Origin of the sequence: Streptomyces sp. KM273126, from assembly GCF_004337435.2 — a bacterium.
Lineage (GTDB): Bacteria > Actinomycetota > Actinomycetes > Streptomycetales > Streptomycetaceae > Streptomyces > Streptomyces acidicola.
On sequence record NZ_SJXB02000001.1, the window covers coordinates 1,642,349 to 1,669,321 of the forward strand.

A 26,973-nucleotide genomic window follows, 5' to 3' on the forward strand; every position below is an offset into this window, starting at 1 on the left:
AAAGGATCATTAACGATGATCGCCCGAGTCACCGCATTGGCCGAGTGGCGGGGACGAGCTTGCCGGTACCGCGGTCAGCACTCTTCCCTGGTCCCGTCAATACCCCCGCACGAGTGACGCGTCATCGCACGGCATCATGGTCCCCATGCGTGCGGTGGTACAGAGGGTGGACGGCGCGAGCGTCGTCGTGGACGGGGAGACGGTCGGCGCGATCGAGGGCGAGGGGTTGTGCGTACTCGTCGGCGTCACGCATGACGACACCAAGGAGAAGGCCGCCCAACTCGCACGCAAGCTCTGGTCGGTCCGGATGCTGCACGACGAGAAGTCGTGCAGCGACATCGACGCGCCGCTGCTCGTCATCAGCCAGTTCACGCTGTACGGCGACGCCCGCAAGGGCCGCCGCCCCACCTGGAACGCGGCCGCCCCCGGCGAGGTCGCCGAGCCCCTCGTCGACGAGGTCGTCGCCCAGCTGCGCGCGCTCGGCGCGACGGTGGCCACGGGCCGCTTCGGCGCCCGGATGCGGGTGTCCCTGACGAACGACGGCCCGTTCACCGTGCTGCTGGAGATGTGAGGGGCCGCAGCTGTGGACGTGAGCCTCAGGGCTCGACCACGACCTCCTGGGCCGCCGCCGTCGTGTCGGCCATCAACGGCGCGTCCGTCGGCACGTTCCGCTTGACCAGCGCCAGCGCCACCGGGCCCAGCTCGTGGTGGCGTACGGACGTGGTCACGAAGCCGATCTTCCGGCCGTCGGGACCGTCGTCCGCCAGGCGGATCTCCGTGCCGCGCGGCGGCAGGTGGACCTCGCTGCCGTCGAGGTGGAGGAAGACGAGGCGGCGCGGCGGCTTGCCCAGGTTCTGGACACGGGCGACCGTCTCCTGGCCCCGGTAACAGCCCTTCTGGAGGTGGACCGCGGTGCCGATCAGGCCCAGCTCGTGCGGGATGGTCCGGTGGTCGGTCTCGAAGCCGAGCCGCGGGCGGTGCGCCTCGACGCGCAGGGCCTCGTACGCGAGCAGCCCGGCCGCCGGGCCGGCCTTCTCCGCGTACGACTCCAGGTCCGTACGCGGCAGGAAGAGATCGCGGCCGTACGGCGTCTCACGGACGACGACGCCCTCCGGGGCCTCGGCGATCGAACCGGCCGGCAGGTGCACGACCGCGAAGTCACCGGTGCGGTCGGCGACCTCGACCCGGTAGAAGAACTTCATCGACTCCAGGTACGCGATCAGCGCGTCCTGAGTGCCGGGCTCGACGTGCGCCCAGACCGTCTCGCCGTCGTCCACCAGGTACAGCGCGTGCTCGATATGGCCGTGCGCGGAGAGGACGAGCGCCTCGGTGGCCTGGTGCGGCGGGAGGTCGCTGACGTGCTGGGTGAGCAGCAGGTGCAGCCAGCTGAGCCGGTCCTCACCGGAGACGGTCAGGACCCCTCGGTGGGAGAGGTCCACGAATCCGGTGCCGTCGGCGAGGGCGCGCTGCTCGCGGAACAGGTCGCCGTAGTGGGCGGCTACGCCTTCGTCCACGCCCTCGGCGGGGACGGCGCCGGGCAGGGACAGCAGGGGACTCTTCATACGGACAAGCCTACGACTTGGTAGTTGAACCCTTCAGGGAACATCCCTCGCACCGGCCGAAGATCGCGAAGTGCTTCATGTCGGTGTCGAAGGCGAAGGTCTCGCGCAGCTTGGCCCTGAAGTCGGCGGCCACCTCGACGTCGGCCTCGATGACGGTCGTGCAGTCGCGGCACACCAGATGGATGTGATGGTGCCGGTCGGCCAGGTGGTACGTCGGGGCCCCGTGCCCGAGATGGGCGTGCGAGACCAGGCCGAGCTCCTCCAGGAGCTCCAGGGTCCGGTACACGGTGGAAATGTTGACCCCCGACGCCGTCTTCCTCACTTCCACGAGGATGTCGTCGGGGGTCGCGTGCTCCAGGGTGTCCACTGCTTCGAGGACAAGTTGGCGCTGCGGCGTCAGCCGGTAGCCGCGCTGCCTGAGGTCGCTCTTCCAGTCGGTGCTCACCACACCAGGAAGTCTAGGACGACCCGAGCGCGTCCATCCGGTGTCTTCTGCTTGAAGACGTGTCCTGCTTGAAGACGTGTCCTGCTTGAAGACCTGGCGTCCTACTTGAGGACCTGTCGTCCTGAGAAGACCTGGCGTCCTACTTGAAGAAGGCGATCCCGTCGTCCGGCATGTCGTCGGGCAGGGCCTTGGCCCAGCGCTCGACCTCCTCCGGGGTGACGACCTTCTTCAGGTGCGCCGACATGTAGGGGCGCAGCTCGACCTCGGGGGTCTGCTTCTCGCCGACCCACATCAGGTCGCTCTTGACGTAGCCGTAGAGCCGCTTGCCGCCCGAGTACGGTCCCGAGGCCGCCGTGCGCGCGACCGCGTCCGTGACCAGGTCGATCTGCGGCTTCTTGGCGGCCAGCTCGCCGTACCAGATCTCGACGACACCGTCGTGGCGGACCATCGTCACCTCGACCTTGCGGTCGGCGTCGATCCGCCAGAAGCCGGACTCCGACTCCAGCGGCCGGACCTTGTTGCCCTCCTGGTCCAGCACCCAGGTGTGGGAGCGGTACTCCAGGAAGTCCCGGCCGTCGTGGGTGAAGGTGACCTCCTGGCCGAAGTTGCACTTCTCCGAGCCGGGGAAGTCGTGCACGCCCGCGCCGGCCCAGTTGCCGAGCAGGAAGGCGAGCGGGACGAGGTCCTTGTGCAGGTCGGACGGAATCTCGATCATGAGAGAAAGTTCCTGGACGTGGGTCAGCGCTGGCCCTGGTACAGCTTCTTCACGGTCAGCCCGGCGAAGGCGAGGACGCCGACGCAGACAAGGGCCAGCAGGACTTCGAAGAAGATCTCCACGGGGTGCTCCTCGATTGAGCGGAGAGGGTGGTACATACAGGGCCGCTCCCCAGCTTACGCGGCTGGGTTCGGGCCCTTTCCGTCAGGTACGGCTCAGCGCGGGAGCCGGCGTTGGAACTACCATGCGGGCATGCCGAAGAAGCTCGTGATCAAGGTGACGGCCGGGGCGGACGCCCCCGAGCGCTGCTCGCAGGCTTTCACCGTCGCGGCGGTGGCCGTGGCCAGCGGTGTCGATGTCTCCCTGTGGCTGACCGGCGAGTCCTCGTGGTTCGCGCTGCCGGGCCGAGCCGCCGAGTTCGAGCTCCCGCACGCCGCCCCGCTCCCCGACCTGATCGACTCGGTCCTGGCGGGCGGCAGCCTCACCCTGTGCACCCAGTGCGCTGCCCGCCGCGACATCACCGAGAAGGACGTCATCGAGGGCGTGCGCATCGCGGGCGCCCAGGTCTTCGTCCAGGAGTCGATGGCGGACGGGACGCAGGCGCTCGTCTACTGACACCTGCTGATGCTCACTGACGCCTGCTGACGCTCGTCCACTGAGACGGCGGTTCAGCGGCTCAGTCCTCGGTCCGCACCCACAGGCAGAAGGGGTGTCCGGCCGGGTCGAACAGCACCCGTACGTCGTCCTGGGGCTGGAAGTCGGCGAGTACGGCACCCTCGGCGACCGCCCGGGCCGTCTCGCCCTCCAGGTCGTCGACCTCGATGTCCAGGTGCAGCATCATCTGCTGGTCGCCGGGCTTCCTGGTCGGCCAGACGGGGCGAACGTACTCGGGCTCGGTCTCGAAGGAGAGCGGGACGCCGTCACCGTCCGGCGGGCCGATGAGCACCCAGTGCGGCTCGTCCTCCCGCACCTCGTACCCCAGCAACCGTGCGTAGAAGTCGGCCAGTTCATGTGCGTCGTGCGCGTCGAGCACAACGGTGGACACCTTCGCGCGTGGCATGGACACCTTGGTACTACCGGCGCTTCTTCCCGTCCAGCTCGTCCCACCACTCGTCGGACTGCGGGTCACCGGAGGGGTCGTCCCACCAGCGGTCGTCGGGCCCGCGGCGGTTGGCGACCATCGCGGCCAGCGGCGGGATCACCATCGCCACCACGCACATGCCCACGGCCACCGGAACCGACCAGAGCCGCACGACTCCCCAGGCCAGGACGAAGAGCACCACACACGTCCCCATCATGGCGAAGTAGAGGCGACGCCGTCGCGCGTACATACGTCCAGGGTAGGCCGGGGCCCGGGTCCAGGGCAGGCCCGGGGAGGCGGGGAGTGTCCCCGGGGCGCCGGGGTGTGGGCCGGGTACGGGCAGGGCCGCGCCCCGGGGTTCAACCCGTGGGGCGCGGCCCTTCGACAGTCGATGCCATCGGTGCCGTCAGACCTGTCAGACCTGTCAGACCTGTCAGACAGACCTGTCAGACAGGGTCAGACGGCGATCGCGACCTCCGCCAGGCCGCCCGTCTGGGCGACCACCGTGCGGTCGGCGGTGCCGCCGGGGACGAGGGCACGCACGGTCCAGGTGCCCTCGGCCGCGTAGAACCGGAACTGTCCGGTGGCCGAGGTGGGCACCTCGGCGGTGAACTCGCCCGTCGAGTCCAGGAGACGGACGTAGCCGACCACCGGCTCGCCGTTACGGGTCACCTGGCCCTGGATGGTGGTCTCACCGGGCTTGATCGTCGAGGCGTCCGGCCCGCCGGCCTTCGCTCCACACATGTGTTTCTCCAGAGGTTCTGACCAGAGGGTCGGTCGGGTGGTTGTGTGCGAGGTTGCTTGCTCGCGGATTGCTTACTTGTTGGCGCCGAGCTCGATCGGCACGCCGACGAGGGAGCCGTACTCGGTCCAGGAGCCGTCGTAGTTCTTGACGTTCTCCACGCCGAGCAGCTCGTGCAGCACGAACCAGGTGAGCGCGGAGCGCTCGCCGATCCGGCAGTAGGCGATGGTGTCCTTGGCCAGGTCCACGCTCTCCTCGGCGTAGAGCTCCTTGAGCTCGTCGTCCGACTTGAAGGTGCCGTCGTCGTTGGCGTTCTTGGACCACGGGATGTTGCGGGCGCTCGGGACGTGCCCCGGACGCTGCGACTGCTCCTGCGGCAGGTGCGCCGGAGCGAGCAGCTTGCCCGAGAACTCGTCGGGCGAGCGGACGTCGACCAGGTTCTGCGCACCGATCGCGGCGACCACGTCGTCACGGAAGGCGCGGATCGAGGTGTCCTGCGGCTTGGCCTTGTACTCGGTCTTCGCGCGCTCGGGCACCTCGGAGCCGTCGACCAGCTCGCGGGCGTCCAGCTCCCACTTCTTGCGGCCGCCGTCGAGGAGCTTGACGTTGTCGTGGCCGTACAGCTTGAAGTACCAGTAGGCGTACGAGGCGAACCAGTTGTTGTTGCCGCCGTAGAGGATCACCGTGGTGTCGTTGGCGATGCCCTTCTCCGACAGGAGCTTCTCGAAGCCCTCCTGGTCGATGAAGTCGCGGCGTACCGGGTCCTGGAGGTCCTTCGTCCAGTCGATCCGGATGGCGTTCTTGATGTGGTTCTTCTCGTACGCGGACGTGTCCTCGTCGACCTCGACGATGGCGATCGTCGGGTCGTCCAGGCGCTCCTGGACCCAGTCGGCGTCAACCAGGACGTCGCTGCGGCTCATGCTCTTTCTCCTCCGGGGCAGTTGCGGCGGGACTGTGCGTAGAGATTTCAGGTGCGGGCGCTCGGCCCGGGCCATGGGGGCCATGGAACCGGCCGGCCTGTGCGGCGCACGGGTGGCCCTGGGTCAGTTCGAGGGCCGGGGAACCGGGAGGCGGCACTCCCGGTCAGACAGCGCGACAGAGCATGGCGGCGACGCGGCACAGGTCTACTGCCCGCCGCTTCGTGAGATCCGCCTGTCGCTTCATGACTGCGATCGTAAGGACGGACGGGCGGGCGTGTCACCGGTGCTTCACATAGTGAGATGCGATCGTCCGGGATGCGGGATGGATGAGCCCCGGAGGCGGGTGGCGCCGGGATTCCGGACCGGCTTGGCAACCGTCACATCTGCTGTACGGACGGCGGCGTCTCGTCTTTCGGACACCGGTGCCGTACAGCCCTGCCCGATGGACCGTGCTACCCCGCCAGCTTCACGTCCGAACCCTTCACCGTGATCTCCACACCATCGTTACCGCCCTCGACCTTGTCGAGCTTGATGCCGCCGGGGAGGTCGTCGATCTTCTGCTGGAAGTCGGTGACCGAGCGGAGCGTGTTCTCGGCGAGGTCGATGCCCAGGTCGGGGATGGAGTCCGCGCGTACCTCGACGGTGTCGCCCTTGACGCTGACCGTGCTGAGCACGGAGACCGGCCTGGGCAGCTTGTTGCCGAAGACGGTGGCCTCGACCTCGACCTTGATCTTGCCGTCGCCGCCGGCGGAGAGGCCGACGACCTGGCCGGAGACACCGGGGCTCACATCGGTGGGCTCGGACTTCGCGGCCCTGAGGAGCTCGTCGTACGGGATGGTGGCGGTGCCCGTGGCGCTCCGCGCGGTGGCCGAGCCGTAGTCCGCGGCGAAGACGACGCCGCGCATGTCGGCCTTCAGGTCCGAGATACGGATCTTCGCGGTGCCGGGGCCCGTGGCCGCCTCGTAGTCCTCGATGCCGACTTGGACGTCGTCCAGTTCGCCGCTCGCGACCTGCGTGAGGAAGGGGAAGCCCTTGATGGACACGTCCGGGTCGGTGGACAGGCCCTCGGTGGTCCGCACCTTCTGCGCGGCCTGGTCCTCGGCGAAGTTGACCGCGACCCGGTCCGCGATCACGAACAGGCCGCCCAGGACCACGGCGATGATGAGAAGTATTCGCAGTGCGCGCATGTCTCGGTGTTCCCCCACGCTTTCCACTTGGCGGTCGGCAGTCGTCGGTCGTTGGTCTGCAGTCGTCGGTCGTTGGTCGTTGCTCGTTGGCCACCCAGGTCGTCGACGACCTGGGTGGCCGTCGGGTGCGAGCGTAATCCGGACCCGGCTCGGCCGGTGCGCTGTTTGCGGGCTTGTTGATCAAGTGGCCGCGATCAGCGGAAAGAGGTTCGGCTTCCAACGGGTGAATCTGGCCGTCCGGTGAGCGGCGACCGATGCGAGAGCGGGAAGCCCATTCTCCGTACCGGACAGTCGGAGATCAGGAAGATCAGGAAGATCAGGGAGCGTTCCCATGCCGAAATTCCTCATTCAGTCCACCTACACGACCGAGGGCACGAAGGGTCTGCTCAGCGAAGGCGCGAGTGGCCGGCGCGCCGCCGTCGAGCAGATCGTGACCGGCCTCGGCGGGAAGGTCGAGGCCATGTACTTCGCCTTCGGAGAGGACGACACCGTGATCATCGTCGACTTCCCCGACCCGGTCGCCATGGCCGCCGTCAGCCTCACCGTCAAGGCCAGCGGCGCCGTCCACACCCGGGCCACCCCTCTGCTCACCCTCGACGAGATCGACGAGGCCGCCCGCCGGCAGGTGAGCTTCCGCGCCCCCGGCAAGTAAGGCGGCCGGACTCGTGGGCCCGCGCCCCCTGCCCTACCCCAGCGCCCGCCCCAGCAGGTACACCACGGGGGCCGCAGCCGTCAGGGGCAGGGCCACGCCCGCCGTCATGTGGACGAAGCGGGACGGGTAGTCGTAGCTGGCGACGCGGTGGCCGATCAGGGCGCAGACTGCGGCCCCGAGGCCGAGGAAGGCGCCCTGCGTGCCGACCCCGGTCATGCCGGCGAGCACGAGGCCGGCGCCCGCGCCCGCCAGGAGGGCGGCCGCCACGGAGACCACCGTGGGCAGGGGCAGCGCGCGGACCACGATCGCCACGGCCACCGCCCCGGCGCCCACGGACACCGCGTCCGGCGTTGCCGCAAGATGCCCGGCGGCGATGATCGACAGTGCGGCCGACGTGACCGTGGCCATCAGGCCGTACATGCGCTCGTCCGGGTCGGCGTGGCTGCGCAGTTGGAGGACCAGGGTCAGCAGCACCCAGACGCCGAGCGTGCCGAGGATCGCGGCAGGCGCGTTCTCCCGACCCGCCACCAGCAGCACCACGTCCGCCGTCACCGCGCCCGCGAAGGCCAGCGCGATGCCCTGCCGGGCGGGCCACATGCCGTTCAGCCGGAACCAGCCGGCCGCGGTCACGGCCTGGAGGATCACCAGGGGGACGACGAGCGCGTACTGGCCGATCACCGCCGCCCCCGAGAGCAGCGCCCCCAGTACGGCGGTGATCAGCGCGGGCTGCGCCCCGGGCTCGATGATCGGCGACCGGCCCTCGGCGCGAGCGCGCTGGGCGTCGGTCACGCGGGCGTTGCCGGTGAGCGTGGGAGGGCCGAAGGCCGGTGCTTCCGGGGCGGTGGCGGACTGCGCGGGAGCCGGAGTGGCGGTTCCGCCATGGGACGAGGCTCCGCCATGGGACGGGGTTCCGCCATGGGACGAGGGCTGCTGGGGCTCGTATGACGGGGGCTGCTGGGGTGCGTACTGCTGGTGGCCCGGCCCTGCCTGCTGTGCGGCCATGCCGGAAGCCGGCGGCTGAACAGGGCTCTGCGGCGGCAGGTACGCCGTCTCCGTCACGTCCGCCGGGGCAACCGGCATGTGCGCCTGGGTCTCCCAGGTCTGGCCCTCCCACTGCTGGGTGTACTGCTGGGCCTGGGCGGCCTGCGTCTCGTCGTGCCCCTGCCAGTCGGGCTGTTGGTAACCCGGCTGCGGCTGGTGGCCCTGCTGATGGTGGCCCTGCTGATGGTGGTGGCCCGGCTGCTGCTGATACGGGTCGTACCCCTCGTACGGGGCGCCGTACGGCTGGTTGCTCATGATCGCGTCACCCTCCTGCGAACGGTGGGAGCACCTCGACCGTGCCGCCCTCGGCCAGCCGTACCGTCTCATGTCCGCGGGTGCCCACGGGGTCACCGTCGATGAGGAACGAGCATCGCCGCAGGACGCGGACCAGTTCGCCGGGGTGTTGCTCGCGGACCCCGTCCAGTGCCTCGGCGAGCGTGACCGCGTCGTACGGCTCCTCGGCGACGCCCGCGGCGGCCTTGGCGGCTGCCCAGTAGCGCACCGTGCCCTTTGCCATCTCGTCCCTCGATCGGTTGTGGTGAACACGGTCAGGCTATCGGGAGGCCTGGAATGCGGCTGCCGCCGCCCATGCGCCGATCCGCCTCAGCAGCCCGTCGTCCGCCGCGTGCTCCGCGTGGCCCATCCCCGGCTCCAGCCAGAGTTCGCCGTGGTCGCCGGCCGCCGCGGCCAGCATCCGCGGATGGTCCACCGGGAAGTAGCCGTCACGGTCGCCGTGGACGATGAGGAGGGGGGTCGGGGCGATCAGGGGGACCGACTCCACGGGGGACGAGGGCACCGGGTCCCATTCGCGGTGGTGGATGCGGGTGCGCAGTCCGTAGCGGCCGACCGCGCGGCCCAGGGGCCGGGTCACCAGCCAGTGCAGCCGCCGCATGGGAGCCGTGCCCCGGTAGTACCAGCGGGCGGGCGCACTGACCGAGACGACCGCATCCGTACCCGCCGCATCCGCACGTGCCGCGTCCGCACGTGCCGCGTCCGTGGGTACCCCATTCGTACGTACCGCGTCCGTACGTGCCTCCGTGCGCCCCTCGTGCGCCGCGCGGCCGTGCAGCGCCGCGTGCCGCAGTACCACCGAGCCCCCCATCGAGAAGCCGACGGTGGCCACGCGTGTGTGCCCGAGTTCCCGTGCCCAGGCGCACGCCGCCGCCAGGTCGAGCACCTCGCGGTCGCCGACCGTGGAGCGTCCGCCCGAGGCCCCGTGGCCGCGGAAGGAGAAGGTCACCACGGCTCCGTGCCGGGCGAGGGCGCGCGCCACCCGGCGTACGTGCGGGCGCTCCAGATCGCCCGTGAAGCCATGGGCGACGACGAACACCAGGTCACGGGAAGGTGGCCTTCGGGCGTCGTATTCGGCTTCGTATACAAGAGATGCCGGCTCGTATACGGAATCGATCGTCACGCCGTCGAGCGTGCGCAGAAACCTCCGGAAAGGGGCACGAGAGGCCGTCTCAGAGTTCGGAAAGGAGGGGGAACGCATCACATGACCTGCCGGACCAGTGCTCTTGTGGGCTATTCTGCTGGGCAGAGGACTCGGGCAGCGTAGCCCCCGGGTCCTTTTGTGCTTTCGGAAGCGTTGTATACGAAGCGGGAAACCGCAGGTGTACGGGGCATCGATCGCATACGCGGATCCCGAGGGCGGCGATTCGCACCGCACCGAGCACGCAACGGGCAGTACCCAGCAGTACCAGGCAGTGCCGTAAACGTCCTCGCAGGGACCGAGGAGGAACCAGACGTTATGGGCGAGCGATCCGTGCACGATCCGAAGACGACGACCTGGGCAGGTGGGGTGCGATGAGCTCTCTGCTGCTCCTGACCAACGCCCTCCAGCCGTCGACGGAGGTGCTTCCCGCTCTCGGTCTGCTCCTGCACAACGTGCGAGTGGCTCCGGCGGAAGGCCCCGCCCTCGTCGACACCCCCGGCGCCGATGTCATCCTCATCGACGGCCGCCGGGACCTCCCCCAGGTCCGCAGCCTGTGCCAGCTGCTGCGTTCGACCGGGCCCGGCTGCCCCCTCATCCTCGTCGTCACCGAGGGCGGCCTCGCGGCCGTCACCGCCGACTGGGGCATCGACGACGTGCTGCTCGACACCGCCGGTCCGGCGGAGGTCGAGGCACGGCTGCGGCTCGCCATGGGCCGCCAGCAGATCGTCAGCGACGACTCCCCCATGGAGATCCGCAACGGCGACCTGTCGGTGGACGAGGCGACCTACAGCGCCAAGCTCAAGGGACGCGTCCTCGACCTGACCTTCAAGGAGTTCGAGCTCCTGAAGTACCTCGCCCAGCACCCGGGCCGCGTCTTCACGCGCGCCCAGCTGCTGCAGGAGGTCTGGGGCTACGACTACTTCGGCGGTACGCGGACCGTCGACGTCCACGTACGACGGCTGCGCGCGAAGCTCGGACCGGAGCACGAGTCGCTGATCGGGACCGTCCGGAACGTCGGTTATCGATTCGTTACTCCGGAAAAGGCGGACCGGAGCAAGGACGAGCCGAAGGCCGCGGCGGCCCGGCCAAAGCCGGAGGATGCGGACGAGACGGCGCACCTGAACGTGGCGGAGACCGCCGAGGTGGCCGCGGACGCGTAGCACTGGCGTGGGGCGTACGGGGCCGCCGCGCGGGTTGGCGCCGGCTTGGGATCGGTACGCCCTGCCCAGAGCATTGCAATCCGCGTAGACTCCGCGCGTGGCCAAGGTGACTAGGGATGACGTGGCGCGGTTGGCGGGGACTTCCACCGCCGTCGTCAGCTATGTCATCAACAACGGACCCCGGCCGGTCGCCCCGGCCACGCGCGAGCGTGTCCTCGCCGCGATCAAGGAACTGGGGTACCGGCCCGACCGGGTCGCCCAGGCCATGGCCTCGCGGCGGACGGAGCTCATAGGCCTGATCGTGCCGGACGCGCGCCAGCCGTACTTCGGCGAGATGGCGCACGCGGTCGAACAGGCGGCCGCCGAGCGCGGCAAGATGGTCCTCGTCGGCAACTCGGACTACGTCGCCGAGCGCGAGGTCCACTATCTGCGGGCCTTCCTCGGGATGCGGGTCTCCGGGCTGATCCTCGTCAGCCACGCGCTCAGCGACAACGCCGCGGCCGAGATCGAGGCGTGGGACGCGCGGGTGGTGCTGCTGCACGAGCATCCCGAGGCGATCGACGACGTCGCGGTCGTGACCGACGACATCGGGGGCGCGCAGGAGGCCGTGCGGCACCTGCTGGAGCACGGGAACGAGTACGTGGCCTGTGTGGGCGGCATCGCGGAGACCCCGCTGGTCGGTGACCCCGTCTCCGACCACGTCGAGGGGTGGCGGCGCGCGATGTCCGATGCCGGGATCTCTACGGAAGGACGGCTCTTCGAGGCGCCGTACAACCGCTACGACGCGTACGAGGTCGCTCTGGAGCTGCTCTCCGGGCCCCGTCGGCCGCCCGCGATCTTCTGTTCCACCGATGACCAGGCGATCGGTGTGCTGCGGGCCGCGCGGGAGCTGCGGATCGATGTGCCCGGGGAGCTGGCGGTCGCCGGGTACGACGACGTGAAGGAAGCGGGGTTGACCGATCCGCCGCTGACGACTGTGGCGTCGGACCGTCCGGCGATGGCGCGTGCGGCGGTCGATCTCGTGCTGGACGACGGGCTTCGGGTGGCCGGGTCGCGTCGTGAGCGGGTGAAGCTGTTTCCGTCGCGGTTGGTTGTGCGGCGGTCCTGCGGGTGTGAGTAGCACTGTGGGAAGAAGCCGGTGGCCCCCGCGTCCCGAAGGGGATGCGGGGGCCACCGGCTTTTCCGGGAGCGCTCGGACGGCGCCTCCGGGTGGGCTCAGAACATCAAGTTGTACTGGTTGAAGCCCGTGCCCAGGCTGATCCTCGACGAGAACAGGTCGCTGGACGCCTTGCCCGTGCCGCGGTACAGCCACAGGGTGCCGCCCGAGTCGCGGGCCATGACGTCGGCGATGCCGTCGCCGTTCACGTCGCCGTTGGTGACGTAGGAGGTGAAGTTCCAGCCGGTGCGGGCCTTGATGCGGGACGACCAGGGGGCCGAGGCCTTGCCCGTGCCGGAGTAGAGGTACAGGGTGCCGTCCGGGTAGCGGACCAGCAGGTCGGCCTTGCCGTCGCCGGTCAGGTCGCCGCGTCCCATCAGCTTCATGCCCTTCCAGGCACCGGAGACGACCTTGATCTTGCTGTTGAACTGGCCGTTGCCCTTGCCCGGGTAGAGGTAGACCGAGCCGTCCGCGTCCAGGGCGACCAGGTCGGGGCGGGCGTCACCGGTCAGGTCGCCGGGGATGGCGTACGACTTGTAGCCGCCCCAGACCGAGCTGATCTGCATCCAGGTCCACTCCCAGGTGGAGTGGTCCAGGTAGCTGCGGTACAGCTTGCCGTCCGTCTTGTCGCGGATGATCAGGTCCTGGTAGAAGTCCCGGTCCAGATCGGCCTGCATGGCCCAGCTGGCGTACTCCCAGCCGTTGCCCTGGTACGCGCGGGTCGCGAGCGACGTGCCCTTGCTGTCCTGCTGGAACAGGTTGCCCGACGGCGTGCGGGCCAGCAGGTCGGCGCGGCCGTCGTAGCTCAGGTCGGTGTCGTCGATGCGCGGCTGGGCCGCCCAGGTGTACGAGGAGACCTTGGTGAAGACGGGGTAGGCGCCCTCGCCGGTGCAGCCCTGGACACCCCAGGAGACGATGCCGATGATCTTGCCGTTCACGACCAGCGGGCCGCCGGAGTCACCGTTGCAGGGGCTGATGGTGCCCGCGTCGCCGCCGGTGGCCGGGGTGCCCGCGCAGATCATCGAGCCCTCGGCGAAGAGGTCCTCGCCGAGCACGTTCCGCATGGCGGTGTTGCAGGTCGAGTCCGCGACCACCTTGAGGCTCGCCTTGCGGAGCTTCGGGGACAGCTCGGCGTCCGCGCCGCCGGAGGTCAGGCCCCAGCCGTACACCGTGCCGGTGGTGCCGGGGGTGTAGAGCGAGCTGTCGTTGGAGGCCGCCAGGCGCAGCCAGGCCTGCTCCAGGGGGCGGTCCAGGGTGAGGACGGCGACGTCGTTCTTGATGGTCGACTCGTCGTACTTCGGGTGGTTCCACTGGCGCCACACGCCGGCGACGGTGCCCGTGGAGCCGTCGAGCAGGTCGGTGGTTCCCGAGACCACGGAACCGAACTGCTGCCAGTCCAGGCCCGCCACACAGTGGGCGGCGGTGAGGACCTTGTTCGGGGCGACGAGCGTGCCACCGCAGAAGTAGCTCTGGTCGGCGGCCTCGTCGTAGTAGTAGAGCTGGACCATCCACGGGGCGCTGGAGATCGTCGTCTCGGTGCCGCCGATGATGAACGGGGACTGCTGCTCGGAGGACTTGGAAGAGTCCGTGGAGTCGGGGGAGTCGGGGGAGTCGGGGGATGCGGAGGAACTGGCGGAGTCGGAGGGCTTCTCGCCCGCCTTGGCCGCTCCCTCCTTGGCCGCTGCTTCCTTCGCCGCCTCTTCCTTCGCCGCTTCCGCCTTGGCTGCCTCTGCGGCTCGTTCGCGCAGTTCGGCGTCGGAGGCGGTGGGCCTCGGGCCGGCGATCTGCTGCCGGGCGGTGCCCGGGTCGGGCAGGGTGGCCGGTCCGTCGGCCGCGCTCGCGGGCGTCGCGAGTGCGCCGGCGCAGCTCAGCGCCAGCGCGAGGGCGGCCGCGGGCAGTGCCGTGACTGCACGTCTGTGGCGGCCGCGCGGGGCACGTATCACTCAGGGCTCCTGGGGTGCGTGGTGTCGTCTGGGGCCCGAGAAGGGCCGGACAACGCGCAGGCCAGACCTGCGCTGCGCATGACGTGGTCATGACGTACGCAGGTGGCGATACCGCGGAGCCCCCCTCCGGCGCGGATGATCATAGGCACCAAATGTCCCTGTGCGCACCGCTACCCCAGTATCCAAACAAGAGTTCGCCCGACACCTTCCGAGACCTCATGTCACGGCCACCAGCCGTTAACCTGCCCACACGTCCTTACATCGGGCATACGAGCTTCTGTCGGGCTTCTCAGCCGGCACTCAGGAACGTCTCATGGACGCGCGCCAAGCTCGGAGACATGGACGAGAGCTTCCGCCGCAGCGGCGAGTACGAGAACCCCCAGGGTCACGGACAGCACCCCGCGTACCCCGAGCAGCAAGCCTCCGCCTCCCGGGTGAACCCGGAATGGCCGCCCCCGCCGCCCCCGCCGACCTACCAGCCCCAGGCGCCGTCGAACGCCGCCGGGAAGCGCGCCCGCGGTCCCATGGCCCTGCTCGCGGCCGTGGCGATCGTCGCGGCCGCGATCGGCGGCGGCACCGCGTACGGCATCCAGGAGCTGACCGGCACGAACACCGCGGCCTCCAGCAGCACCACGACTGCCACGAGTGTCGTGCCCGCGAGCCAGAAGGGCACCGTCGCCGGGGTCGCCAAGGCGGTGAGCCCCAGCATCGTGGAGATCAACGCGAGCTCGAACGCCGGTGAGTCCACCGGTTCGGGCGTGATCATCACCCAGGACGGCGAGATCATCACCAACAACCACGTCGTCGCCGACGCCTCCTCGGTCAAGGTGACGACCAGCACCGGCAAGTCGTACAAGGCCCGGGTCATCGGCACCGACAGCAAGAAGGACCTCGCGCTGATCAAGCTGGTGAACGCCTCCGGTCTGAAGGCGGCCACGCTCGGCAACTCCGGCAACGTCCAGGTCGGCGAGCAGGTCGTGGCGATCGGCTCCCCCGAGGGCCTGACCGGCACGGTCACCAGCGGCATCGTCTCCGCGCTCGACCGGGACGTCACGGTCGCCACGGGCGACGGGCAGCAGCAACAGCAGGGCGGTCAGGGCGGTGGCGGCAACTGGCCGTTCGAGTTCGGCGGGCAGCAGTTCAACGGTGACCCCGGCTCGTCCACGACGACGTACAAGGCGATACAGACCGACGCCTCACTGAACCCGGGCAACTCCGGCGGCGCGCTGATCGACATGAACGGCAACATCATCGGCATCAACTCGGCGATGTACTCGGCGGCCCAGTCCTCCTCCGACGCCGGCAGCGTCGGCCTCGGCTTCGCCATCCCGATCAACACGGTGAAGTCCGACCTGAGCACGCTGCGGGCCGGCGGTTCCGACAGCTGAGCCGCTCCCCGAGACGGCCGTCACCCCCGCCAGGACCCCGGACATGCGAGGCTGAAGGCGCCCGACACAGCCGACACGTCCCAGCGCACCCGAGGAACGACACACACCATGAGCCCCGCCGAAGGCGACCGTGAACCCCAGCGCATCCTGATCGTCGACGACGAACCGGCCGTGCGCGAAGCACTCCAGCGCAGCCTGGCCTTCGAGGGGTACGGGACCGAGACGGCCGTGGACGGCGCCGACGCCCTGGAGAAGGCGACCGCGTACCAGCCCGATCTGGTCGTCCTGGACATCCAGATGCCCCGGATGGACGGGCTCACCGCAGCCCGCCGTATCCGGGGCGCGGGCAACACGACCCCCATCCTGATGCTGACGGCCCGCGACACGGTCGGCGACCGTGTCACCGGGCTCGACGCCGGGGCCGACGACTACCTGGTCAAGCCGTTCGAGCTGGACGAGCTGTTCGCCCGCATCCGTGCGCTGCTGCGCCGCAACTCGTACGCCGCCGCCGTGGCCGCCGCGGCCCAGCAGGACGAGTCGCTCACCTTCGCCGACCTGCGGATGAACCTCGCGACCCGTGAGGTCACCCGCGGGCGCCGGGCCGTCGAGCTGACCCGTACGGAGTTCACGCTGCTGGAGATGTTCATGGCCCACCCGCGCCAGGTGCTCACCCGTGAGCAGATCCTCAAGGCGGTCTGGGGCTTCGACTTCGAGCCGAGCTCGAACTCGCTGGACGTGTATGTCATGTACCTCCGCCGCAAGACGGAGGCGGGCGGCGAGCCCCGCCTCGTGCACACCGTGCGCGGGGTGGGTTATGTGCTGCGGTCGGGTGGGGTGGAGTGAGGAACGTCCTACGCCGGTACCGGTCGCTCCCCCTGAGGGCACGGCTTTCGCTGCTGGTCGCGGCGGCGGTGGCGTTCGCCGTGGCGGCGGTCTCGGTGAGCTGCTGGTTCGTGGTGCAGGAGAAGCTGTACGACGAGGTGGACGGTGACCTGCAGCGGGTCGCGCACAGGCCGGTGACGACGGCCGACGACGCGCGCACCCTCATCCAGACGTGCCCGCAGGAGCCGAACGAGCAGTCCCAGGGCGACGGCCCCGGTTTTGGCCCCCAGCCCAAGTCCATGTACTTCCAGGTCGTCGGCACGGACGGCACCATGTGCGTGTTCTCGAACTCCGCCGGCGTCGTGAAGATCGCCGACAGCGACAAGGACGTGGCCCGACACCCGAAGTACGACGAGCTCACGTTCCGCAACGGGACCGACGGCAACGGCGACACCGTGCGGGTCATGACGCTGCCGCTCGTCGTCAGTCAGGGTCTGGCGGATCAGGTGCCGTACGAGGGCTACGCGCTCGTCGTCGCCACGCCTCTCGAGAACACCCAGAAAACCCTCAACGACCTCGCCCTCCTGCTCCTCCTCGTCTCCGGCATCGGCGTCGCGGGCGCCGGAGCGACGGGCCTGTTCGTGGCCCGCGCCGCCCTGCGCCCCGTCGACAAGCTCACCGACGCCGCCGAGCACATCGCCCGCACCGAGGACCTGACCATCCGTATCCCCGTGGAGGACGACGCCGAGGACGAGATCGCGCGCCTGTCGCGCTCGTTCAACTCGATGACGAGCGCCCTGGCCGACTCCCGGGACCTGCAACAACAGCTCATCGCGGACGCGGGCCACGAACTCCGCACACCGCTCACGTCCTTGCGCACGAACATCGAGCTGCTCACCCGCAGCGAGGAGACGGGCCGTCCGATCCCCGAGGCGGACCGCAAGGCGCTGCTCGCCTCGGTCAAGGCGCAGATGACGGAACTGGCCTCCCTGATCGGCGACCTTCAGGAGCTGTCCCGCTCGGACAACGCGCAGCACGGCGACCGCGTACAGGTGGTGGACTTCCAGGACACGGTGGAGTCGGCGCTGCGGCGCGCCCGCCTGCGCGGCCCGGAGCTGACGATCACCTCGGCCCTCGACCCCTGGTACGTACGGTCCGAACCGGCGGCCCTGGAGCGGGCGATCGTCAACATCCTCGACAACGCCGTGAAGTTCAGCCCCGAGGGCGGCACGATCGAGGTGACCCTGGCGGCCGGCGTTCTGACGGTCCGCGACCACGGCCCCGGCATCCCCGCCGAGGAACTCCCCCATGTCTTCGACCGCTTCTGGCGCTCCCAGAGCGCGCGGGCGCTGCCGGGCTCGGGCCTGGGCCTGTCGATCGTGGCCCGCACGGTCGGGCAGGCGGGCGGCGAGGTGACCCTGGCGCGAGCCGAGGGCGGAGGCACCCTGGCGACCGTACGACTGCCGGGGGCGCCCACGCCGCCGCCCGAACTCCCCTGAGCTACTCCTGGGCGTCCTGGTCCTGGTCCTGGTCCTGGGCGGATGACTGCCTGGCCACGCGCTCCAGCCGGCTTCGATAGCTCTCCCACCACTCCGGGTCCCCGGACGGGATGCTGTTGTTGCCCTGTTTCTCGCCCACAGCGCCATCGATGAGTTCCCGCACGATGTCGGCGTGCCCGGCATGCCGCTGCGTGTCGGCAATCACCCGCACCACGGCGTGGTGCAGCGTCACCTCGTTGCGCTCGCTCGGCCACCACGGCACCCTGCCGATCGTGTCGAGCGCCAGCGCGTCGATCGTCGCGTCGGCATGCGCCCACGCCCGGCGGTAGAGCCCCACGATGTACTCGCGTGACTCGTCGGCGGCGGCCCACATGTCCGCGTTGACCTCGGCCCCCTCATCGAGCCAGGGCATCGGCTCGCCGGACGGCCGCCCGAAGGTCTCGCCGAGATACCCCAGCTCCACGCTCGCCACATGCTTGACCAGGCCCAGGAGGTTGGTACCGGTCGGCGTCATCGGGCGGCGGACGTCGTACTCCGAGAGCCCGTCGAGCTTCCAGAGCAGGGCGTCGCGGGCTTCCTGGAGGTAGCGGTGAAGGTCGGCTTTGGGGTCCGGTGCGGCGGTTTGCGATGCGGTTTCCGAGGTGGTCATGGGGTCAGTGTGACGGGCGGGCGATCTTTGTCGCCCGCCCTTATTCTGAGCGGCGGAAGCGGTGCGAGCCGAACTCACCGCTCAATGCCAGAAGACCTGCTCCACGATGATCTGTGGGTCTTCTGTGCGCGGCACGAAGGTGTAGGTGAGCCAGCCGTGTCCGTGGTCCAGGTAGAACACGTGAGCGCCCTTGGGCTTGCTTGACCGTGCTGGCTCGACCCACATGCCGTCAGGCAGATCTGCATCGGTTTCGATGCCTCGGAAGTACGGGTCCTTCGCTGTGACCAGCTCAGCACGCGCCGCGTCGACCATCTCACGAACGTGGTCCGGCAGCGCATCGCGTGCAGCGAGGGCATCGAGCCTCCAGTCCATCTGCCAGGGCGGCCCCATGAACTCGTCGGTCACTCGCCGGGCTCCGTCCTCAGCGCCTTGTGGCGGATCCTCGACGCCTCTTCGAGGAGGGCCTTGGCCTCGGCGAAGTCGGTGGACTCCGCCGCCCGGTGCTCCAGGTCGTGCAGGTGAGCGTCGAGCTTGGGATCACGGGCAATCGCGTACTCGACCCACCAGCGGGCCACGAATGCCGGTACCGGACCAAGGTCAAACGTGTCGCCGATGGCCCGCTTCCAGTGCGCGTCGAAATCAGGGAGGAGCTCGGGAGCGTGCTCGGCGATGGCCTCATACAGCGCCTTCGGGTTCCGCTCGGGCATGGGGGGGACGACGGGATCGAGTTCCGCAGCGTGGGCAGCCATGATCGATGTCCTCCTTCGACGCGCCGTGTGTACGACCATAACCGCGCTCACCGTCCCCGCGCGGATTGTCCGCGCACCCACTCAGGCGGAGGCAGCTGGCCTTGGGCGCGCATCTTCTCAGCGGCCAGGGCGTACAGGTTGGCCAGTACGTCCGGCCCTTGATCGAGTTCCTCGTCAGTCAGCGGGCAGCCCATCCGCTCGCGCAGTGTCTCGCGGGTGGCGGCGACACGTTCGGCGAGCTGATCGGTGGTGAGCTGCTGAGCCGCCGAGGGGGGTCTGTGGTCGTGATCTCTTGCATGGGATCACCGTGACCGGGCCGCACCCCTCCCCGTCTCGGTTTCTCGCCCGCTTCACCCGCAGGTGTGCGCACCCGCCTCGCCCTTGACGCCGTCCATGAACGCGAACCAGGACGACGCCGAGAAGACCAGGGGGCGGGCCGTAGGAGTCTTGCTGTCGCGGACCGGGACTATGCCGGGGTAGCCGTCGGCGACCTCGACGCAGTTGTTGTCTCCCCCGTCGCTGTAGGACGACTTGCGCCACACGGCTGTGGTGAGGTCGGGGGTCACGCGACGTCCTTCACACTCAGCACGAACGCGCCCCAAGACGCGGCCGAGAAGACCAGCGGGCGGGCCGTCGGGGTCTTGCTGTCACGGACGGGGACTATGCCGGGGTAGCCGTCAGCCAACTCGACACAGTCATTGTCTCCCCCTTCGCTGTAGCTCGACTTGCGCCATGCAGCGGTGCTGAGATCGGGAGTGTGCGTCATGATCTGTGCTCCTCCAGTAGGCCCCTGATGAACGCCAGCGAGTCCGACGGGGACAGCGCCAGGTCGCGGAGCCGATCGTAGGACAGTCGGAGCCGCAGGACCTCGTCCGGATCCTCGTCCAGCTGGCTGCAACCGTTGCCTTCCTTGTAGGCAACGGCGCTTCCATCCTCCTGCCAGAGCAGCGTCAGCGACCCCGTCATGTGGTGGTGAACGCCCGCCGAAAACGGAAGGACTTGGAGCACCACGTTGGGCCACATCGCAACGGCCTCAATGTGAACCAACTGGTCGTGCCACGTCTCGGCGCGGGCCGCCGGTCGCCGAAGTGCAGCCTCGTCCACAATGAACCGGACGTTGGGCTCCGGCTTCTGCCGCAAGAGGTACTGCCGACCTAGCCTTGCCGCCACCCGTTCCTCGACCAGTTCGTCTCCGTCAGCCGTTGCCTGGGCCCCAGACAACACCTCTCGTGCGAAGTCCTCCGTCTGCAAGAGACCTGGTACGCCGAGCGTGAACTTCCGCATGACCCGCGCCGTCGCCTCCAGCTCCATGAACCGCTTGTACTGGTCCTTGAACGCGTCCAGCCGCGCCGCCTTCCAGTGGTGAACCAGCAGGTCACCGGACCCGTAATACCCGTCCAGGTCCTCCATGACGGTCACCTTGGACAGCCGCTCGCCCGCCTCCAGCCGGTACAGGTAGCTCTTGTCGTAGCCCGTCTCGTCGGCCAACTGCCCCAGCGACTTCCCGGCCTTCTCCCGCAGGAACTTGAGCGTCCGTCCCAGTACGGCCCGCCCCGACTCCCGTTCCGCGTCAACCACTTCGCCCACCTCACCCCTCACCGTTGCCTGGGGCCGCAGACAACGCCGACCCCCTTCCGCAGCGTACGTGCAAGCAGTGACGATCAGAGCACGAACGGTAATCACCGCTCGTCACCCCCACCGAGGAAGGGCGCCGACATGCGCGTACGCATGGCCATCGCCGAACTCTGCGAGTCACTCCTGCTGGCCCTGGTGCGGATCCTGCTGCCCACGCAGGGACGCCACCGTGCCGTACCGGACCAACACAGCGACGCTGAACGGACGTTGACTGCCCCGCAGCGTGAGCGCAGGCTGCGGCGGTGGCATGGAGTGGAGGTCGCCGTATGACATCCCACGACGAGGTACGGCCACTCGTCATGGTGGGTCCGGACGGGATCGATCACCCCCGACTGCTCCCTTGGACCACGCCTGACGGCAAACCCTGCTACCTCAGCGCCGACCGGCAGGCGGGCACGCTTTCTCGTCTCGCTGATGACGTCGAGGCGGCCCAACTCCGGTCCGGAGAACAGGTACTCGTGGGCGCCAGGGCGGTGCTGGCCGATGCCAAGGCAGGTGAGCGCGCTGTGCGGTTCGCGCTCACCAGAGCGGTGGAGTCCCTGGGGGACGCACTGCGGGTCGCCGTCAGCCGGGGCGAGCGTATCGAGGCGGGCAAAAGGTGACGCATATCGAGTGAGGCACCGTCGACGGCGTCTCCGGACCACCCACGCCTGGAGTGCGACAGTTCTCCGAAAACTGTCGCACTCCGCGCACCACCTACCCGCCGGGGCCCACGGCCCAAGCAGCCCGCACGGCAACCTCCGCCGCCCCGGCGGCAACCACTCCGTGGCTCTTCCCCCCACGACATCCGGACACAGATCGGAAGAACTCGTGAGTGAGACACGCAGCAAGGCCCCCCATCGCAGGCGGAGGACCATCCTGGCCGCCAGTGTCCCGCTGGCCCTGACCGCCGCCGGCGTCCTGGCGTACGGCAACGCCCCCGGAGCGTTCGCGGCGGACGCGCGGCAGACGGCGTCCGCGACGACCGCACCAGCCGCAGCCGCCGCCCCCGCGGACGGCTTCGCCTCCGTCAACGCCCTCGGGCAGAACGGGACTTACGGCGGGCGGGACGGCCAGACCGTCACCGTGAGGACGCTCGCGGATCTGGAGAAGTACGCCACCGCCACCGAGCCGTACGTCATCGTCGTGGCGGCTGCCATCAACATGAACCCGGTCGGGAAGGAGATCAAGGTCGCCTCCGACAAGACGATCGTGGGTCAGGGGACCTCCGGGCACATCGTCGGCGGCGGGTTCTTCCTCGGCCAGGGCGTGCACAACGTGATCATCCGGAACCTGACGATCCGTGACTCGTACCAGGGTGTCTGGAACGACAAGGACAACGACTTCGACGGCATCCAGATGGACGGCGCCCACCACGTGTGGATCGACCACAACGATCTGCGGCGCATGGCCGACGGGCTCATCGACAGCCGTAAGGACACCACCTATGTGACGGTGTCCTGGAACAAGCTGAGCGACAACAACAAGACCTTCGGCATCGGCTGGACCGAGAACGTCACCGCCAGTCTCACGATCCACCACAACTGGTTCCGGGACACCGAGCAGCGCAACCCCTCCACCGACAACGTCGCCCAGGCGCACCTCTACAACAACTACCTGGAAGACGTCTCAGGCACCTCCATCAACTCCTCCTACGGCAACTACTCCCGTGGGAGCACCAAGATGGTCCTGGAGAACAGTTACTTCCAGGGGATGAAGAATCCCGTCCAGAAGGACGGCACCGCCGCCATCGTCCAGCGCGGGAACGTCTTCTCCGGCACGAGCGGGCGCAACGAGAGCGGCGGCACGGCGTTCGACCCGAAGTCGTACTACAGCTACACCCTCGACAACGCCGCGGACGTGCCCGCGCTCCTCAGGTCCGGGACGGGACCCCGCAGTTCACTCGGTGTCACGGACACCGTCGGCACCAAGGCGGCCGTCGCCGCCACCACCATCACCGTCGCCAAGGACGGCAGCGGCCAGTACACCAGCGTGCAGCAGGCCGTCGACGCCGTGCCCGCCGGCAACGGCTCCCGGGTCGTCATCGCGGTCAAGCCCGGCACGTACCGCGAGACCGTCAAGGTCCCGTCCAACAAACCGCACGTCACCATCCAGGGCACGGGCGCCAGCCGCAAGGACACCGTGATCACGTACGACAACGCGGCGGGCACACCGAAGCCGGGCGGGGGCACGTACGGCACCAGCGGCAGCGCGACCGTCGCCGTCGAGGCCGACGACTTCCAGGCCCGCAACCTGACCATCAACAACGACTTCGACGAGGCCAGGAACCAGAGCCTGTCCGGTCATCAGGCCGTCGCCCTCCGCACCGCAGCCGACAAGGTCTTCCTCGACGGGGTCATCGTCAACGGCGACCAGGACACGCTGCTGCTCGACACCGCGGCCAAGGACAGGCTCGGCCGGGTCTTCGTCACCAACTCCTACGTCACGGGCAACGTCGACTTCATCTTCGGCCGGGCCACCGCCGTGATCGACAGGTCTGTGATCACTCTCAAGAAGCGGTGGGACGGCAGCTCGGCCGGCTACATCACCGCGCCGAGCACCGCCGCGGGCCGCAAGGGCATCCTCATCAACCGCACGACCGTGAACGGTGACGTGTCCGCGGGGACCTTCTACCTGGGCCGCCCCTGGCACGCGGGCGGCGACGCCTCCCTCGACCCGCAGACCACGGTCCGCGAGTCCACGCTGAGCGCCGCGGTCAGGTCGGCCCCGTGGACCGACATGGGCGGTTTCTCGTGGAAGGACGACCGGTTCGCCGAGTACAAGAACACCGGCCCAGGCTCAGGCCCCGCCGGCAGCGACCGGCCGCACCTCAGCGACTCCCAGGCCGCGGGCCAGGAGGTCGCCGACTGGCTGGGCGACTGGACGCCGACGGCGAGCTGAGCGCGACAAGGGAGACAGAACGCGGCAGCCCCGCACCCCGTGGCGGGGTGCGGGGCTGCCGCGTGATCGATGGGGTCAATCGATGGGGTCAGCGGACCACCGAGATCCGATCCGCCTTCGGAGGCGCGATCGGGTTGGCGGCCGACGAGTTGGCCAGCAGGTACTTCTCCAGCGCGACGAGGTCGTCCTCGCCCACCAGGTCGTTCGTGCCCTGTCCCAGCGTGGGGAAGCCGTCGCCACCGCCCGCGAGGAAGCTGTTCGTCGCGACACGGTAGGTGGCGGCCGGGTCGATGGCCGCACCGTTCAGCTTGATGGAGTCGGTGACCACACGGTCGGCGCCCGACTTCGTCAGGTCCAGCGTGTAGGTCAGGCCGGACGAGACCTGGAGAACCTTCGGCGCGGCGGCGTTGGAACCGCTCACCTGCTCCTTGAGCACCTGGATGAGCTGGGCGCCCGTGAAGTCCTGCAGATTGACGGTGTTGGCGAACGGCTGGACCGTGAAGGCCTCCGCGTACGTCACCACACCGTCGCCCTCGGAACCCTTGGCCGCGTACGTGATCGGGGCGCGGATACCGCCCGGGTTCATCAGCGCCAGGTCGGTCTCGGGGTCGAGTTCCTTGCCGTACGCGAACTGCGCGTCGGCGATCAGGTCGCCCAGCGGGGACTCGGTGCCGGTGTTGTTGATGTCACCGGAGATGTAGCCGATGGCGCGGTTGCCGATCGGGGCAGCAAGGGTGTTCCACTTGTCGATCAGCTTGGTCATGTCGGGGGCCTTGGGGACGTCCCGGGTGACCACGTGGTTCGCGGACTTCACGGCCGTACGGGCGATGTCGCCGGTGGCGCGGTCGTACGTCAGCGTGGTGTCGGTGTAGAGACGACCGAAGGACGAGGCCGAGGTGACCATGCGGGGGTTGCCCGCCGGGTCGTTGATGGTGCACGCGTAGGCCTGGTGCGTGTGACCGGTGACCAGGGCGTCGACCTTCGGCGTGACGTTCTTGGCGATGTCCACGATCGGGCCGGAGATGCCGTCACCGGCGCCGGGCGAGTCGCAGTTGTAGTTGTAGTCCGTCGAGGCGGGGAGCCCGCCCTCGTGGACGAGCGCGACGATCGACTTGACGCCCTGGCGCTCCAGCTCCTTGGCGTACTTGTTGATCGTCTCGACCTCGTCCTTGAACTTGAGGCCCTTGACGCCTTCGGCGGAGACGATGCCGGGAGTGTCCTCCAGGGTCACGCCGATGAAGCCGATCTTGACGCCGTCCTTCTTCCAGACCGTGTACGGCTTGAGGATCGGCTTGCCGGACTTCTCGTCGAGCACGTTGGCGGCGAGATACGGGAAGTCCGCGCCCTCGAAGCGCTTGTCCGTGTAGCAGCCGGCCGTCGGGTGGCAGCCGCCGTTCTGCAGACGGGCCAGTTCCTTGGAGCCCTCGTCGAACTCGTGGTTGCCGACGCCCGTCACATCGAGGTCCAGCTTGTTCAGCGCCTCGATGGTGGGCTCGTCGTGGAAGAGACCGGACAGCAGCGGGGAGGCACCGACCATGTCACCGGCAGCCGCGGTGACGGAGTACTTCTGCCCCTCGCGCGCCTTGCGCAGGTGCGTGGCCAGGTACTCGACACCACCGGCGTCGATGGTCTTGGTCGTGCCGTCCGCCTGCTTCTCGGTCACGCGGCCGGAAGAACCCGCGGGCGCCTCCAGGTTTCCGTGCAGGTCGTTGAACGACAGCAGCTGCACGTCCTGGTAGCGGCCCGGCTTCGCTTGTCCCTGCTCGGAGGTGGTCGCGGCGCCGGCCGCGGCCGGGAGCACGGCGGCGAGCGTACCTACGGTGGCCAAACCGGCGGCCACGGCGAGGATTCGGTTCGTACGGGGTCTGCGGCGTCGCGCATGAGGTGTGGCTGACATATGTGCCTCTGAGGGTCGGATGAGAAACAGGCTCCCGCAGCGTAAGGTCAACGCGCGTAGCGCGACAGGGGGCTTCAGGTTACGGAGTGGTTGCCATCAGGGGCTATTCACCATCAAGAGGGTGAAACCGACCCTCATCGAGGGCGCGAACCAAGGGACGCGGCCCCATACCGATGTGCGGCTCCGCCGCGTGGGGCGGCGCGACAAGCCACGAACAAGCCGCAGCATCGGAACGGTGCCTCCGCCACCGACATAAGGGGCGCGGGGAACTGCGCGACAAGCCACAAACTGCCCGCAGCCTCGGAACCACCCCCGCCACCCACCCCCCGACCGAGCCCACCATCAACCCCTGCGGAGCTAACCTCGTACGCATGACCAGCCACGACACCGCCCCCACCGGCGGAGCCCGAAGCATCGAAAGCCGCCCCTCGCTCACCCCCGACCAGACCGAGGCCGTGCTCACCCTGCTCACGGAGGCCGCCCGGACCGACGGGCAGCAGGCGGTGTCCGAGCAGGGCCGCCTCCAGCTGCGATACGGAATGGCGTCGCAAAGCGACTCGATTGAGGGTGGTGGTGGGAGACGGGCGGGCGGAGAGCGCGCGGGCGTCCGGCACCTGCTGCTCACCCTCGACGACACCCTCGTCGGATACGCCCAGCTGGAGGACACCGACCCGGTGGAGGCCCCGGCCGCGGAACTGGTCGTCCACCCGGCGCACCGCGGCCGGGGCCACGGCCGTGCCCTCGGCACCGCCCTGCTCGCCGAGTCCGGCAAGCGGCTGCGGGTGTGGGCGCACGGCGGACACTCCGCCGCCCGGCACCTCTCGCAGGTCCTCGGCCTCACCCTGTTCCGCGAACTGCGCCAGATGCGCCGCCCGTTGACCGACTTCAACCCGCCCGAGCCGGTGCTCCCCGAAGGCGTCAGCGTCCGCACCTTCGTGCCCGGCAAGGACGACGCCGCGTGGCTCGCGGTGAACGCGCAGGCGTTCGCGCACCACCCGGAGCAGGGCTCACTGACCCAGCGCGACCTCGACGACCGCAAGGCGGAGCCCTGGTTCGACCCGTCGGGCTTCTTCCTGGCCGAGCGCGGCGGCGAACTGATCGGCTTCCACTGGACGAAGGTCCACGAGGCGGAGCGTCTCGGCGAGGTGTACGTCCTCGGGGTCCGCCCCGGCGCCCAGGGCGGCGGCCTCGGCAAGGCCCTCACCACCATCGGCCTGCGCCACCTGGCCGACCGCGGCCTGCCGACGGCCATGCTGTACGTCGACGCCGACAACAAGGCCGCGGTGACCGTCTACGAACGGCTCGGCTTCACCACCCACGAGGTGGACCTCATGTACCGCACGGAGACCTGACGGACTCCGACCGGAGACAACTTCCCGAGGACACCCAAGGACCCGCAAGGACCCCCAAGGGGC

General features: G+C 69.3%; 32 protein-coding genes. 12 read left to right on the forward strand and 20 right to left on the reverse strand.

The window, feature by feature from the left end:
* Positions 1–145: 145 nt before the first annotated feature.
* Positions 146–571 (forward strand): D-aminoacyl-tRNA deacylase, encoded by a 426-nt coding sequence (gene dtd, locus E0500_RS07175; protein WP_131563258.1) that lies wholly within the window; start codon positions 146–148, stop codon positions 569–571.
* Between the two features lie 25 nt (positions 572–596).
* On the opposite strand, the gene E0500_RS07180 is transcribed toward dtd, so the two are convergent.
* The 3 genes from E0500_RS07180 to E0500_RS07190 all read right to left on the reverse strand — a co-directional run bounded on the left by E0500_RS07180 (position 597) and on the right by E0500_RS07190 (position 2,722).
* Entirely contained in the window at positions 597–1,562 is a 966-nt protein-coding gene (locus tag E0500_RS07180) for a folate-binding protein YgfZ (RefSeq protein ID WP_131563259.1), read from the reverse strand.
* Between the two features lie 10 nt (positions 1,563–1,572).
* Complete coding sequence (locus E0500_RS07185; protein ID WP_131563260.1) at positions 1,573–2,010, reverse strand: Fur family transcriptional regulator; 438 nt, start codon at positions 2,008–2,010, stop codon at positions 1,573–1,575.
* 136 nt (positions 2,011–2,146) lie between these two features.
* Positions 2,147–2,722 (reverse strand): FABP family protein, encoded by a 576-nt coding sequence (locus E0500_RS07190; protein ID WP_131563261.1) that lies wholly within the window; start codon positions 2,720–2,722, stop codon positions 2,147–2,149.
* Positions 2,723–2,974: 252 nt separating this feature from the next.
* On the opposite strand from E0500_RS07190, the gene E0500_RS07195 reads away from it, so the two are divergent.
* Positions 2,975–3,337 carry a DsrE family protein gene (locus E0500_RS07195; RefSeq protein ID WP_131563263.1) on the forward strand — a complete coding sequence of 121 codons (363 nt, stop codon included), beginning with the start codon at positions 2,975–2,977 and terminating at the stop codon, positions 3,335–3,337.
* A 61-nt stretch (positions 3,338–3,398) separates the two neighbouring features.
* On the opposite strand, the gene E0500_RS07200 is transcribed toward E0500_RS07195, so the two are convergent.
* The 6 genes from E0500_RS07200 to E0500_RS07220 all read right to left on the reverse strand — a co-directional run bounded on the left by E0500_RS07200 (position 3,399) and on the right by E0500_RS07220 (position 6,652).
* Positions 3,399–3,782, reverse strand: coding sequence for a VOC family protein (locus tag E0500_RS07200; RefSeq protein ID WP_131563264.1), 384 nt, complete (start codon positions 3,780–3,782; stop codon positions 3,399–3,401).
* A gap of 13 nt (positions 3,783–3,795) precedes the next feature.
* Positions 3,796–4,053, reverse strand: a complete 258-nt coding sequence (locus E0500_RS07205) for a DUF3099 domain-containing protein (RefSeq protein ID WP_152866828.1) — start codon at positions 4,051–4,053, stop codon at positions 3,796–3,798.
* A 206-nt stretch (positions 4,054–4,259) separates the two neighbouring features.
* Positions 4,260–4,547 carry a DUF1416 domain-containing protein gene (locus E0500_RS07210; protein WP_131563266.1) on the reverse strand — a complete coding sequence of 96 codons (288 nt, stop codon included), beginning with the start codon at positions 4,545–4,547 and terminating at the stop codon, positions 4,260–4,262.
* Positions 4,548–4,619: 72 nt separating this feature from the next.
* Positions 4,620–5,465: a sulfurtransferase gene (locus E0500_RS07215; RefSeq protein WP_131563267.1), complete on the reverse strand. Its 846-nt coding sequence runs from the start codon at positions 5,463–5,465 to the stop codon at positions 4,620–4,622.
* A 163-nt stretch (positions 5,466–5,628) separates the two neighbouring features.
* The gene (locus E0500_RS45360) at positions 5,629–5,709 is read right to left on the reverse strand and encodes a putative leader peptide (protein ID WP_350962106.1); all 81 of its coding nucleotides are present in this window, start codon (positions 5,707–5,709) and stop codon (positions 5,629–5,631) included.
* A gap of 208 nt (positions 5,710–5,917) precedes the next feature.
* A complete protein-coding gene (locus tag E0500_RS07220) occupies positions 5,918–6,652 on the reverse strand; it encodes a DUF2993 domain-containing protein (protein ID WP_131563268.1) in 735 nt (244 codons plus the stop codon).
* 331 nt (positions 6,653–6,983) lie between these two features.
* Between E0500_RS07220 and E0500_RS07225 the strand changes: the two genes are divergently transcribed.
* Complete coding sequence (locus E0500_RS07225) at positions 6,984–7,304, forward strand: GYD domain-containing protein (RefSeq protein WP_131563269.1); 321 nt, start codon at positions 6,984–6,986, stop codon at positions 7,302–7,304.
* 33 nt (positions 7,305–7,337) lie between these two features.
* Here E0500_RS07225 and E0500_RS07230 read toward each other — a convergent pair whose 3' ends face one another.
* The 3 genes from E0500_RS07230 to E0500_RS07240 are packed head-to-tail and all read right to left on the reverse strand — an operon-like array spanning position 7,338 to position 9,837.
* The gene (locus tag E0500_RS07230) at positions 7,338–8,600 is read right to left on the reverse strand and encodes a hypothetical protein (protein ID WP_131563270.1); all 1,263 of its coding nucleotides are present in this window, start codon (positions 8,598–8,600) and stop codon (positions 7,338–7,340) included.
* A 7-nt stretch (positions 8,601–8,607) separates the two neighbouring features.
* Entirely contained in the window at positions 8,608–8,862 is a 255-nt protein-coding gene (locus E0500_RS07235; protein ID WP_131563271.1) for a MoaD/ThiS family protein, read from the reverse strand.
* Between the two features lie 36 nt (positions 8,863–8,898).
* The gene (locus E0500_RS07240; protein ID WP_131563272.1) at positions 8,899–9,837 is read right to left on the reverse strand and encodes an alpha/beta hydrolase; all 939 of its coding nucleotides are present in this window, start codon (positions 9,835–9,837) and stop codon (positions 8,899–8,901) included.
* 314 nt (positions 9,838–10,151) lie between these two features.
* Between E0500_RS07240 and E0500_RS07245 the strand changes: the two genes are divergently transcribed.
* Both E0500_RS07245 and E0500_RS07250 read left to right on the forward strand, forming a co-directional pair.
* Positions 10,152–10,940: a response regulator transcription factor gene (locus tag E0500_RS07245; RefSeq protein ID WP_131563273.1), complete on the forward strand. Its 789-nt coding sequence runs from the start codon at positions 10,152–10,154 to the stop codon at positions 10,938–10,940.
* Between the two features lie 97 nt (positions 10,941–11,037).
* The gene (locus E0500_RS07250) at positions 11,038–12,060 is read left to right on the forward strand and encodes a LacI family DNA-binding transcriptional regulator (RefSeq protein ID WP_131563274.1); all 1,023 of its coding nucleotides are present in this window, start codon (positions 11,038–11,040) and stop codon (positions 12,058–12,060) included.
* A 95-nt stretch (positions 12,061–12,155) separates the two neighbouring features.
* Here the strand turns inward: E0500_RS07250 and E0500_RS07255 are convergent, their stop codons facing one another.
* Complete coding sequence (locus E0500_RS07255; protein ID WP_131563275.1) at positions 12,156–14,039, reverse strand: trypsin-like serine protease; 1,884 nt, start codon at positions 14,037–14,039, stop codon at positions 12,156–12,158.
* Positions 14,040–14,377: 338 nt separating this feature from the next.
* Here E0500_RS07255 and E0500_RS07260 point away from each other — a divergent pair, with 338 nt between their 5' ends.
* The 3 genes from E0500_RS07260 (at position 14,378) to E0500_RS07270 (ending at position 17,748) form a co-directional block, all read left to right on the forward strand.
* The gene (locus tag E0500_RS07260) at positions 14,378–15,427 is read left to right on the forward strand and encodes a S1C family serine protease (RefSeq protein ID WP_131563276.1); all 1,050 of its coding nucleotides are present in this window, start codon (positions 14,378–14,380) and stop codon (positions 15,425–15,427) included.
* Positions 15,428–15,535: 108 nt separating this feature from the next.
* Positions 15,536–16,270, forward strand: a complete 735-nt coding sequence (locus tag E0500_RS07265) for a response regulator transcription factor (protein WP_131563277.1) — start codon at positions 15,536–15,538, stop codon at positions 16,268–16,270.
* A complete protein-coding gene (locus tag E0500_RS07270) occupies positions 16,267–17,748 on the forward strand; it encodes a cell wall metabolism sensor histidine kinase WalK (protein ID WP_131563278.1) in 1,482 nt (493 codons plus the stop codon). Before E0500_RS07265 ends, E0500_RS07270 begins: the two co-directional genes overlap by 4 nt.
* Before the next feature lies 1 nt (position 17,749).
* Here E0500_RS07270 and E0500_RS07275 read toward each other — a convergent pair whose 3' ends face one another.
* The 6 genes from E0500_RS07275 to E0500_RS07300 form a co-directional block, all read right to left on the reverse strand.
* A complete protein-coding gene (locus E0500_RS07275) occupies positions 17,750–18,397 on the reverse strand; it encodes a DinB family protein (protein ID WP_131563279.1) in 648 nt (215 codons plus the stop codon).
* An 81-nt stretch (positions 18,398–18,478) separates the two neighbouring features.
* Positions 18,479–18,802, reverse strand: coding sequence for a hypothetical protein (locus E0500_RS07280; RefSeq protein ID WP_131563280.1), 324 nt, complete (start codon positions 18,800–18,802; stop codon positions 18,479–18,481).
* A complete protein-coding gene (locus E0500_RS07285) occupies positions 18,799–19,146 on the reverse strand; it encodes a DUF6247 family protein (RefSeq protein ID WP_131563281.1) in 348 nt (115 codons plus the stop codon). Before E0500_RS07285 ends, E0500_RS07280 begins: the two co-directional genes overlap by 4 nt.
* A 350-nt stretch (positions 19,147–19,496) precedes the next feature.
* Positions 19,497–19,712, reverse strand: coding sequence for a DUF397 domain-containing protein (locus E0500_RS07290; RefSeq protein WP_131563282.1), 216 nt, complete (start codon positions 19,710–19,712; stop codon positions 19,497–19,499).
* Positions 19,709–19,912 (reverse strand): DUF397 domain-containing protein, encoded by a 204-nt coding sequence (locus E0500_RS07295; RefSeq protein ID WP_131563283.1) that lies wholly within the window; start codon positions 19,910–19,912, stop codon positions 19,709–19,711. The genes E0500_RS07290 and E0500_RS07295 overlap by 4 nt, the downstream gene beginning before the upstream one ends.
* Positions 19,909–20,733 carry a helix-turn-helix transcriptional regulator gene (locus E0500_RS07300; RefSeq protein ID WP_131563284.1) on the reverse strand — a complete coding sequence of 275 codons (825 nt, stop codon included), beginning with the start codon at positions 20,731–20,733 and terminating at the stop codon, positions 19,909–19,911. The genes E0500_RS07295 and E0500_RS07300 overlap by 4 nt, the downstream gene beginning before the upstream one ends.
* A 129-nt stretch (positions 20,734–20,862) precedes the next feature.
* On the opposite strand from E0500_RS07300, the gene E0500_RS07305 reads away from it, so the two are divergent.
* The 3 genes from E0500_RS07305 (at position 20,863) to E0500_RS07315 (ending at position 23,661) form a co-directional block, all read left to right on the forward strand.
* Positions 20,863–21,051, forward strand: a complete 189-nt coding sequence (locus tag E0500_RS07305) for a hypothetical protein (protein WP_131563285.1) — start codon at positions 20,863–20,865, stop codon at positions 21,049–21,051.
* 29 nt (positions 21,052–21,080) lie between these two features.
* Positions 21,081–21,383 (forward strand): hypothetical protein, encoded by a 303-nt coding sequence (locus tag E0500_RS07310; RefSeq protein ID WP_131563290.1) that lies wholly within the window; start codon positions 21,081–21,083, stop codon positions 21,381–21,383.
* Between the two features lie 208 nt (positions 21,384–21,591).
* Positions 21,592–23,661 (forward strand): pectinesterase family protein, encoded by a 2,070-nt coding sequence (locus E0500_RS07315; protein WP_131563286.1) that lies wholly within the window; start codon positions 21,592–21,594, stop codon positions 23,659–23,661.
* 88 nt (positions 23,662–23,749) lie between these two features.
* Here the strand turns inward: E0500_RS07315 and E0500_RS07320 are convergent, their stop codons facing one another.
* The gene (locus tag E0500_RS07320; RefSeq protein WP_131563287.1) at positions 23,750–25,558 is read right to left on the reverse strand and encodes a bifunctional UDP-sugar hydrolase/5'-nucleotidase; all 1,809 of its coding nucleotides are present in this window, start codon (positions 25,556–25,558) and stop codon (positions 23,750–23,752) included.
* A 371-nt stretch (positions 25,559–25,929) separates the two neighbouring features.
* On the opposite strand from E0500_RS07320, the gene mshD reads away from it, so the two are divergent.
* A complete protein-coding gene (mshD, locus tag E0500_RS07325; protein WP_131572164.1) occupies positions 25,930–26,910 on the forward strand; it encodes a mycothiol synthase in 981 nt (326 codons plus the stop codon).
* Positions 26,911–26,973 lie beyond the last annotated feature (63 nt).